Source organism: Asticcacaulis sp. (genome assembly GCF_020217185.1).
In the GTDB taxonomy this organism is placed as follows: Bacteria; Pseudomonadota; Alphaproteobacteria; order Caulobacterales; family Caulobacteraceae; genus Asticcacaulis.
On the sequence record NZ_JAIWNX010000003.1, the window covers coordinates 1 to 10000 of the forward strand.

Annotated in this window: 10 protein-coding genes; 3 read left to right on the forward strand and 7 right to left on the reverse strand. The window is 59.9% G+C overall.

The annotated features are described in order from the left end of the window. The 4 genes from LDL37_RS00125 to LDL37_RS00140 form a co-directional block, all read right to left on the reverse strand. Nucleotides 1-535 (reverse strand): fibronectin type III domain-containing protein (locus LDL37_RS00125; RefSeq protein WP_290792619.1); only part of this gene is annotated, 535 nt, incomplete at its 3' end. A gap of 59 nt (nt 536-594) precedes the next feature. After that, complete coding sequence (locus LDL37_RS00130; RefSeq protein ID WP_290792621.1) at nt 595-3753, reverse strand: TonB-dependent receptor; 3159 nt, start codon at nt 3751-3753, stop codon at nt 595-597. A 117-nt stretch (nt 3754-3870) separates the two neighbouring features. Continuing rightward, nucleotides 3871-4806 carry a FecR domain-containing protein gene (locus LDL37_RS00135; protein ID WP_290792623.1) on the reverse strand — a complete coding sequence of 312 codons (936 nt, stop codon included), beginning with the start codon at nt 4804-4806 and terminating at the stop codon, nt 3871-3873. After that, nucleotides 4803-5330 (reverse strand): RNA polymerase sigma factor, encoded by a 528-nt coding sequence (locus LDL37_RS00140; RefSeq protein WP_290792626.1) that lies wholly within the window; start codon nt 5328-5330, stop codon nt 4803-4805. The genes LDL37_RS00135 and LDL37_RS00140 overlap by 4 nt, the downstream gene beginning before the upstream one ends. 186 nt (nt 5331-5516) lie before the next feature. On the opposite strand from LDL37_RS00140, the gene LDL37_RS00145 reads away from it, so the two are divergent. Together LDL37_RS00145 and LDL37_RS00150 are read left to right on the forward strand one after the other, a co-directional pair. Then, on the forward strand, nt 5517-5750 hold the full coding sequence (locus tag LDL37_RS00145) for a hypothetical protein (protein WP_290792629.1): 234 nt from the start codon (nt 5517-5519) through the stop codon (nt 5748-5750). A gap of 8 nt (nt 5751-5758) precedes the next feature. Continuing rightward, nucleotides 5759-5893: a hypothetical protein gene (locus LDL37_RS00150; protein ID WP_290792632.1), complete on the forward strand. Its 135-nt coding sequence runs from the start codon at nt 5759-5761 to the stop codon at nt 5891-5893. Between the two features lie 96 nt (nt 5894-5989). On the opposite strand, the gene LDL37_RS00155 is transcribed toward LDL37_RS00150, so the two are convergent. Then, complete coding sequence (locus LDL37_RS00155; RefSeq protein ID WP_290792635.1) at nt 5990-7474, reverse strand: PAS domain-containing methyl-accepting chemotaxis protein; 1485 nt, start codon at nt 7472-7474, stop codon at nt 5990-5992. A 243-nt stretch (nt 7475-7717) separates the two neighbouring features. Continuing rightward, nucleotides 7718-8977, reverse strand: coding sequence for an ATP-dependent Clp protease ATP-binding subunit ClpX (gene clpX / locus LDL37_RS00160; protein WP_013480180.1), 1260 nt, complete (start codon nt 8975-8977; stop codon nt 7718-7720). A gap of 259 nt (nt 8978-9236) precedes the next feature. On the opposite strand from clpX, the gene LDL37_RS00165 reads away from it, so the two are divergent. Next, nucleotides 9237-9839, forward strand: coding sequence for an HAD-IB family phosphatase (locus LDL37_RS00165; RefSeq protein WP_290792644.1), 603 nt, complete (start codon nt 9237-9239; stop codon nt 9837-9839). Here the strand turns inward: LDL37_RS00165 and LDL37_RS00170 are convergent. After that, nucleotides 9836-10000, reverse strand: a 165-nt coding sequence (locus LDL37_RS00170) for an ATP-dependent Clp protease proteolytic subunit (RefSeq protein ID WP_290792647.1), incomplete at its 5' end; no start/stop codon positions are given. The genes LDL37_RS00165 and LDL37_RS00170 overlap by 4 nt on opposite strands.

Sequence of the window (10000 nt, forward strand, 5' to 3'; positions counted from 1 at the left end):
GCAGCATGAAGGCCGCCTTACCATCTTCGCGCAACGCTTCACGCAGGACGCGCGACCAGTGCTCCAGCACGTTGTTCTGGGCGTCGCCCAGATAGATGAAGCTGAACTTTTCACCCGGTTTGCCAGCGGTCGAAAACTGGAACCATTCCGACCAGTGCGTGCCATCGCCAACGCGATAGACGTAGCGCGTCGAAGGCTTCAGCCCTTTGAGCACAACGGAATTATAGGTGGCCTGAAACCCCGCCTGTTCCTGAACATCAAGGGTCAGGGTCTCGCTTTTAGCCGCGACCTCGGTGGTGCGGGTCTGAAAGTCAGGGCCCGCTTCGGAAACGGCATACTGCACCCAGCCCGGCGGGCTGTTCGCCGCCTGACGCCAGGTGATGGCCATTTCATGCTGCGGGTCTGCCGTCAGGTTGAGAATGATACGCTCAGGCTGAACGGTGGCGGCAGTCAACGGTTCAGGCGCAGGGATCTGTGCGGAGGCCACGGCCACAAGAGCCAGCCACGACACGGCCGCGATCAAAGACAATCGCATGGGTTTTCCTTGAGATAACAGGCAGACCTCTCCACCCGAGAGGTCTGCGGGTTTCAGGTTCAGTAGAGCCAGTTGAAGCTGAGCGAGACGGTACGGCCATTCTTGACGAAGGCGCGCGAAGACGCCTCGGTCGGACCGTAGGACAGCCAGTAGGTATGTTCGTCGAACATGTTCTGGACGTTGAGGCTCAGCTTGGCGTTCTTCGTGATGTCCTTGCGCAGGTTCAGGTCCACGAAGGTATAGTCCTGCTGGTAGGGGTTGTTGCCGAAATCCTGAATGCCGTCGAGCATTTCCGACTGATGGTTGACGGCCAGATAGGCCTCCCATCCGTATTTTTCGTAAAACAGCTCCAGATTATAGACCCGCTCCGGCGTCTCCATCAGCGGCAACTTGTAGCCATCCGGGTGCCAGTTGATGCCGGTCACCGCCTCAGAGGTCTGGAAGGTGCCGTTAAACGCTACGCCCAGACCATCGAAAGGCGATGGCAGCCAGTAAAAGACCTGACGGGCGCTCAGTTCCACGCCCTGCACCCTGGCCTTTTTACCATTATTGGCCATGGTGATCAGGACGCCGTTCGGGTCTTCGTTTTCGCCGGCCGTGCCGTTACGGATATTGGACGAGGACGAGCGGAACAGGAAGTTGCGGATATCCTTGTAATAGGCCGCCACCGAATAGGCACCGGTCTTGCCGTTATACCATTCCAGCGACAGGTCGAAGTTCGTCGCCTTCATCGGTTTCAGATCGGGATTGCCCTTTTCGATAGCCACCAGCAGCCACTCGGCGACAGGGTTCTGCTTGCCATTGCCGTCCGGATCGGTGTTGTAGCTGTATTCTTCGGCGGAACTCATGCGGGCGATGTCCGGACGCGCAAAGCTGGTCCAGATGGCGCCGCGCAAGATGACGTCGGGACGCACGCGGTAATTGGTGTGGATCGACGGCAGGACGTTGGTGAATTCACTTTCGGTGGCCGAATACTGGTTGCCGCGCTTCGGGTCCATCATCCAGGCGCGGACGAGGTTCTCGGTCTTTTCGACGCGCACACCACTGATCAGGTTCAGCTTGCCAAACTGGGCCTCCGCCATGACGTAGGCGGCGCTAACCTTTTCATCAAAGCCAAAGCTGTCTTCGTCTGAGATGGTCGCCTCATCCGGGGTCAGGGCATCGCCTTTGAAAAAGGTCGAGGTGCCCGCTGTGGCGCGGCCCAGTTCGGCCAGCATCTTGTCGTCGTCCAGCACGATGCCGAGGCGATAATCCCCGCTGTACTGCCCATCGAACAGGCTATCGACCGGCTTGCCGTAGAAGGCAGCAAAATCCGCCAGAGTCCCATCATTGTCGAGGTTGAGGAAAGAGCCTTCGAACTTGGTGCGCTCAGACTTGTAAATCTTGGCCCCGCCCTTCACCGTGCGCAAATAGGGGTGATCGAATTCATAGGTCAGGTTGATCTGCGCCTGTTTCAGGTCTTCCTTGACCGAAGACACCCCGGCTTCGAGCCCTGAGAAGGCATAGTTGGACGGGTCCTGCACCGCCTTCAGGCCGGCGGCATTGAGCCCCCACTTGGGATAGCGCGAATCCGCGCTGTTATCGACGCTGACCCCGTTATTGCCGAGCCAGTGATACATGTCCGAACGAAATTCCAGTTCGTACTCACCATCGGCCTGATCCTCCGATTGCGAGGTGGAAAGGTCATAGTCGAGGGTGAGTTTGCCGAAACGGCTCTTGCCGCCGAAATTCAGCGAAGACAGCAGGCCGGTGGAATAGCTGCCTTCCCAGAAGCGGCGCAGGCGGAAGCCTTGCGGGTCCCACACGCCAGATGCGCCGTCGAGCGAATAGAGCGACTTGGTGGACTTGTCCTTGTCGGTGATCACGCCGTCCTTGTCCCGGTCCACGATCTGCGCCGTCGTATAGCCATAGATGTTACCGCGGCTGTCCGAGCCAATGATCATCTGGTCCGGCGTTTTCAGCGTCTTGTCGGCCTTGTTGACCTGCGACAGGCGCGTCGAGAATTTGCTCGTGTCGTTACGGAAGTTCAGGCGCGTGGAAAATTCCTTTTCCTTATATTCGTTATAGGTGCCGCGCAGGTGGAAGTCGTGATCGGTGCCACGCCAGTCGAGCGAGGAATTGATGCCCTTGCGCTCGATTTCGGTATGCCCGGTGGCAATCTGCATGCCGCGGAAGACGAAATCATTGAGATTGGCGTCCAGCGTCTCTGAGTTTGAGTACCAGGTGCGTGGCTGAGAGTCGCCGTCGCCGCCATTCTCCTCGAACTGCGTCTTGCGCTTGGCGTAGGAGGCGGTGACAAACAGGCCCAGACGATCAGAGAACTGACGCCCAAAAGAGACGGCAGCCTTGCCTGATGTCGGGTTTTCGAACTTGTCCATCACCGCACCCTGCACCGACAGACCGAAGAACAGAGGCTTCACATTGAAAGCCGTAGGGGTGTCGATTTCCACCGTGCCGCCCAGGGCGTCGCCGTCCATATTGGGCAGGAGGGTCTTGTGCACCGTGATGCCCGCAATGCCTTCAGGCGGCAGGAAGCTAAGGCGGACGCCGCGATAGAACTGCTCATCGCGCGACCCGGCTCCCGACATCTTGACGCCGTTCATGGTGTAGTTGTTCAGTTCGGTCGAAAGGCCACGCACCGTGATGCGGTCGCCTTCACCGGTACGCGCGTCACGCACGGCATTGACGCCTGGCACCTTGGCCAGGGCTTCGGCGACGTTTTCAACCGGCAGACGGCCCATGTCATCGGCGCTGACGCGATCGGAGACGTTCTTGTTACGACGCTTGTCTTCCAGCGAGTCGAGCATGGCTTTGCGATAGCCACGCACCACGATGGTTTCGGGAGCTTCGTCGATAGCCGCGACCGGCGCAGGGGCCGGAACCGTTGATGCGGCCTTGCGCAGAATGACCGAACCGTCGCGGATATCGGCGCTCAGGCCCGTCCCGGCCAGCAGTGCGTCCAATGCAGCGCGCGGCGTCAGAGTCCCGGCGACGGCCCTGCTCGTCTTACCCTTCAGCAGCGTCGGATCGGCCACGACCTGAAGGCCCGACTGACGCGAAAAATCATTGAGCGCGCCCGACAGGGCCTTGGACTTGATAGTAAAGGTCTGCGCCGCCCGCGCGGCGGGCTGAGCCAGACCTTCAGCCGGCACCAGCGCGCCAAATACCCCCAAAGCCACCACCGACAGGCCGCAGATCAGTTTCAGTTTCGTCTTCACCTTATCTCTCCACTCACGCGGCCCCCACGGCCCGCTTAAGGGAAAGATGCGAACGACACTCCCGGCCCGACAAATAATTATATGAATTAATTATGTATTTTGCGCGTCAGTTTTGTATCACCGATCCAGAAGGATCGCGTCACCGGTACGCGTGACGCGGATATCGTAGCCGTTTTCCAGCGCCTTAAGGACCAGATCGGGGTCTGACAGGTGGTAACGCCCGGACACGATCACCCGGCCTGTCGCGGCGTGGCGCAGGCGCACAGGCACCTTGGAAAAGCGGTTGATCTCCTCCACCAGACGGCTGAGCGGCACGGCGTCCGCCTCGAACCAGCCGGATCGCCAGTCGGGTTCCGCCGACGCATCGAAATGCGACAGCGGGGGTGTGCCCGCGGCGTTATAACGATCTCCGGCATGCAGGTCGTGGGTGCGCCCCTCGTCGCGGACGCGGACATGACCGCGATAGACCGAGACCTCAGCGCCGTCGGGCAGAAGATCCGTGTTGAAGGCCGTCCCCACGACCTCGATTTCGGTCTGGTGCGCGGCGATGACGAAGGGGCGGGCCGCATCATGGGCCACGTCAAAATAGGCTTCACCGCGCAGCATCTCGACGACGCGACGCTTCGCCCCATACCGGATTTTCAACTCCGTGCCGCCGCTCAGTTCGATGCGCGTCCCATCGGGTAACGGTGCGCTCAGGTGCTCGCCCGGACCGGTGGTCAGCGCCATCAGATGCGCCGGTTGGGTCGATATCGGTCTGAGGCTCCAAACGCCCCACCCGATCAGCCCGGCGACCAGCACCGCCGCGGCCGCGGCCGGATAGGGCAGCCAGGGCCGCCAAGGCTGAGCCCGCACCTGTGTCAGGGCCTTACCCAGGGCCGGGGCGTCATAGGCGGCCAGACAGTCGGCATAGAGGCCCGCGTGTTCGGGAGCGGTGCTCATCCAAAGTTCAAACTGACGCTCGATATGCGGCGGCACGTCCGGTTCAGACATGACGGCGACCCAGTATGCTGCCTGCATTTCAGGGGTTTCAGAGTCCGCTACGTGGATCATTGGTCCCCCTCCTCGTGCCGGGCCTGCCAGCGTTGTCGGGCCACCTGCAAATCCATCAGCGCTCGGGTAATGTGCTTTTCGACAGCCTTGGGGTTGAGCCCCAGGGCGCGACCTATCTCCTGACAGCTCTGGCCTTCAACCCGGCGGCGCATAAACACGTCACGTCGCAAAGGTGGCATAGCGTTCAGCACCTGCATAAGGGCGCGGGTTTCGGCGCGGTCTTCGACAACCCGATCTGGCAACGGGTTGTTGCACGCCAGTTCGCTGGCAGCTTCAAGGTCAGCCAGAGGCTTTTGCCGCCGGTAATGCTCCCGCACCAGATTGCCGGCGATGCGAAAGGCCAGAGCGTGCATACTGATGACGATGTTAGACTGCTGATACTCAATCGCCTTGAGCACGGTCTGCTGGGCGATGTCCTCGGCAAGGTCACGATGGCGCGTAAGGCTTAGCGCGTAGCGCGCCACCGCCTGTCGCAGATCTGCCCAGTCTTCGGCCATAGGGTGAGTGCACCGGGCCGCAGACATGCGGGACCGCCTCCAGAGTATCGTCAAGGCGCACCTCTTAACCGCCGTTTATGACAGGTTTTTCTGCGTCGGCGCAAAAGCACCGACGAAGAGAGATGCACCTGCTGCGCAAAACCCGACACTTCGCCCGGATATTGAAACAGTCGCGCAGTATGAAAACCTGTCGACGCCATGAAGGCAACGAAGGTGGACGGCCAGATCGTTTGTCTCGATGTCGCCGCACGTGCCAAGGGCTGCGTGCCGGTCAATCCGTTCGGCATCGGCTCGATCAGCACCGCAGCGGCCGACTATACCCCCTCCTACCCAGTCGATCATGCTTTACCGCGCTTTGAAAACGCTGGGCGTCGAGACCTCGCTTTATCTCGCCCCCGCGCGAACCGCACAATTTCGCTGAACTCCGCCACCGTCTGTTTCAGGTGAACAAGCACATGGACTGGTTCCTCAGCCACCTGACCGGCGAAACCTATGACTGGAGCAAGGCCCCGGACGGCAAATCCGATGAGGACGACAGGACGCAAGAGGTCCGGCCGGACGGACAAGCCGGGGATGATCAGGGATGGTGACCCGCGTCACAGTGGCTGGAGCGCTTTCCAAATCGGAGTTGCGCGAAGCCAAAACTGTGACGCCCTTTTCGGGAAAAAAGCGCGCTAATTCAGAAGTTAACCCGCCTTCAGAAGGCCCTGAATGCTGGTTTTCATGCGCTCGGCATGGCCGGACAGACCGGATGCGGTTTCCTGCACGCTGGAGGCCAGAGTGCCCGTTTCCGTGGCCGAATGCGAGACATTGCCGATATTGCTCGACATCTGCTGGGTGGTGGCCGCCTGCTCTTCCATCGCGCCGGCCATGGTGGTCGTCAGGCCCGACAGTTCGGCCACGGCGTTGGAAATTTCTTCGACCGACTTCACCGCTTCGTGGCTCGACGTCTGAATAGCCAGCACCTGCTGGGTGATCTCGTCCGTCGCCTTGCTGGTCTGTGAGGCCAGCGCCTTGACTTCGGAAGCCACGACGGCGAAGCCTCGGCCCGCCTCGCCCGCGCGCGCCGCTTCGATGGTGGCGTTGAGCGCCAGCAGATTGGTCTGGGCGGCAATGTCCTTGATCAGAGCCACCACCGAGTCCACCTGACTGGCATTGTCGGCCAGCGCCTTGACGCGATCATCCATCGACTGCGCCTGAGAGGCGATTTCCGACGCGCGGTCGGACACCCGCGTGACCTGCGTCACGATTTCGTGGATGGCGCTCGACATCTGCTCCGCACCGGCGGCCGCCGAAGCCGCCTGCTGGCTCGCGTTTTCGGCCGCGTCACGCAGGCCCTGAGAGGAATCGCTCATCGACATCGAGGAGGCCAGAAGGGCATCGGCCACACTCGTCACCTCACTGGCGACGGTCTCCTGTGCGGTAATCACCGCCCAGGTCAGCATGGGGCCGATATAGGCACCGAAGGAGTCCTTGATCGCCGTGATCTGAAGACGCAGCACTTCCGGGCCGATCCTGATCTTGGTTGAAAAGGGCAGCATGGCGTCGGTGGTCAGCATACGCCGCTGATGTTCCGGATTTTTGTGGAACACATCGACGGACGAACCCAGCATCTGATCGACCTTGATGGGCAGGAACTGCTCGATTGACTTCAGCGTCTTTTTGGAGGTTTCGTTGAGATAGTTGATCTTGAAGTCGTTTTTCGGATCGACCGTCATGACCGCCACGGGCATGCCGTCGATCATGGTCAGAAGGCGCGTCACTTCGTTCTTCTTGTCGGTAATGTCGAAGGCGAACTTCGTCACCGAAGCCACGCGGCCGCTATCGTCAAAGACCGGGCAATAGCTGGCCTCCAGCCACACCTGACGCCCGGCCTTGTTGAGGCGCTTGAACTCCCCCTTTTGCGGCTTGCCGACGCGCAAAGCCTCCCAGAACTGACGGTAATCCGATGACTGTGCGTAGTCCGCTTCGATGAACATGCGGTGATGCTGTCCCGCGACCTCTGCCAGCGAATAGCCGACGACAGACAGAAAGCTCTCATTGGCGGTGATAATGCTACCGTCGGGCTTGAATTCGATAACCGCCATGGAGGTTTCCACGGCTTTCAGGATGTTTTCCGCTGTAACGCCGTTGCCCCGGCTGGAGACTTTATTGGTTTTATTAAAAAGCACGGCCGACCCTCCCGTCGCCACTCTGTGTACGCACTGTTCACAGAGTGTCGCCGAGTCGTTAACGAGGCAATAACATCGTTACAATTTTAAGGACAAATATACGCTGCCCTTGCCACCTTGGTTCACAGGCCAGCGGAAAAAAACTCTCATTTTTTTCACAAAAAAAAACGGCCCTGTTTCCAGAGCCGCTCTTTTTATCTGTAATCCTTTTGAGACGGCCCAGATCGGCCACTCACCACGGGCTTAGGCCGCGCCGCCGCCACGCTTTTCCGCATAGATCAGCAGGGGCTGAGCCCGTTCTTCGACCACCTCGGCATTGATCACCACCTCTTCGACGCCCTGCATGTTGGGCAGTTCGTACATGGTGTCGAGCAGGATGCCTTCGAGGATCGAACGCAGACCGCGCGCGCCGGTCTTACGCACAATGGCCTTCTTGGCGACGGCAAAAAGGGCCTCGTCCGTGAAGGTCAGGGTGACGTTTTCCATCTCGAACAGGCGGGCATATTGCTTGACCAGCGCGTTCTTCGGCTCGGTCAGAATCTTGACCAGAGTCGCCTCGTCTAGGTCTTCCAGCGTCGCCAGAACCGGCAGACGACCGATAAATTCCGGGATCAGGCCGAACTTCATCAGATCATCGGGTTCGACCTGGTGCAGGACTTCGCCCAGACGGCGTTCTTCCGGGTCCTTGACGGTGGCACCAAAGCCGATCGAGGTGCCCTTACCGCGGCCCGAAATGATCTTTTCCAGACCGGCAAAAGCGCCGCCGCAGATGAACAGGATGTTCGTTGTATCGACCTGCAGGAATTCCTGCTGCGGATGCTTGCGCCCGCCCTGCGGCGGCACGGAGGCGACGGTGCCTTCCATGATCTTGAGCAGGGCCTGCTGCACGCCTTCGCCCGACACGTCGCGGGTGATGGAGGGGTTGTCAGACTTGCGCGAAATCTTGTCCACTTCGTCGATATAGACGATGCCGCGCTGAGCGCGTTCGACATTGTAATCGGCGGCCTGAAGCAGTTTCAGGATGATGTTTTCAACGTCTTCACCCACATAACCGGCTTCGGTCAGGGTGGTGGCATCGGCCATGGTGAACGGCACGTCGATAATGCGGGCCAGGGTCTGCGCCAGCAGGGTCTTACCCGAACCGGTCGGCCCGATCAGCATGATGTTCGACTTGGCCAGTTCCACGTCATTGCCCTTGGCGGCGTGGTTCAGGCGCTTGTAGTGATTGTGCACGGCGACCGACAGGACCTTCTTGGCCTGCGCCTGACCGATGACATAATCGTCAAGAACTTCGCGGATTTCCTTCGGCGTGGGGACGCCGTCCTTGGATTTCACGAAGGCGATCTTGTGCTCTTCACGAATGATATCCATGCACAGTTCGACGCATTCATCACAGATGAAAACGGTCGGACCGGCAATGAGTTTGCGCACCTCGTGCTGGCTCTTTCCGCAGAAGGAGCAGTAGAGGGTGCTCTTGCTGTCGCCACTGGCGGCTTTCGTCATAAGCGCTTCTCACCTTCGTTTGCGCCGGCCGTTTCCCTCTCCGGAGAAAAAGCCGAGGCACTATTCAACCGATACTATGCACCTTTGACCCTTAAGAAAAGGTCATTCCGGTACGATTTTGGGCCAGACCCACACCGCTTTGGCCATCTATGCACAGATTAGACCAGCCCTCAACCACCCCCGCACCGCAAGCTATGGTTAAGGGGCTTTTTTGCGAACCCTGTTGCCTATATGGGGAGAGGGAACCGGATTGTCAGCCATGCCCCTCCTCGTCCACGCCTTCGATTTCGACGGCACCCTGACCTATAAAGACAGCTTTACCGCCTTTCTGGTATGGCAATGTGGCCATGCCCGTCTGGGCCTCGCCTTTGCGCGCCATCCCTACATGCTGACGGATTATCTGCGCACCCGTGACCGGGGGGCGCTGAAATCGCATCTGCTGTTCCACCTGATGGGGCCCGTCCGCCGGGACGATCTGCAAGCGCGCTTTAGCGCCTTTGCCGAAGCGATGGGTGATGGCCTGTTCCGGCCGGACGCCCTGCGCACCTGGGCCGAGGTGGGTCAGCACGCCGAAAGGGTGATCGTCACCGCCTCCCCTGAAATGCTGGTGGAGGAGTTCGGCAACAGACTGGGGGCTGAGCGCACCATCGGCACGCGGCTTGGGTTCGATGCTCAGGACCGTCTGACGCCGCATCTGAACGGTCTGAACTGCCGCAGCGAAGAAAAGATGCGTCGCCTGCGTGAGGTCTATGGCGCAGCGCTGGACCTCGAAGCGGCCTATGGAGACACAGCGGGCGACCTTGAGATGCTCAAGGCCGCCCGGCAGGGTCATTACAGACGGTTCAAACAAAAACCAGCTTAGGCGTTGCTGACCGGATCGGTACGCTTTTCATAAACGTGGTCGATCAGGCCGAACTCCTTGGCTTCGGCGGCCGTCATATAACGGTCGCGGTCCAGCGTGCGCTCGATCACGTCATAGGGCTGACCCGTGTGCTTGACGTAGATTTCGTTGAGCAGCTTCTT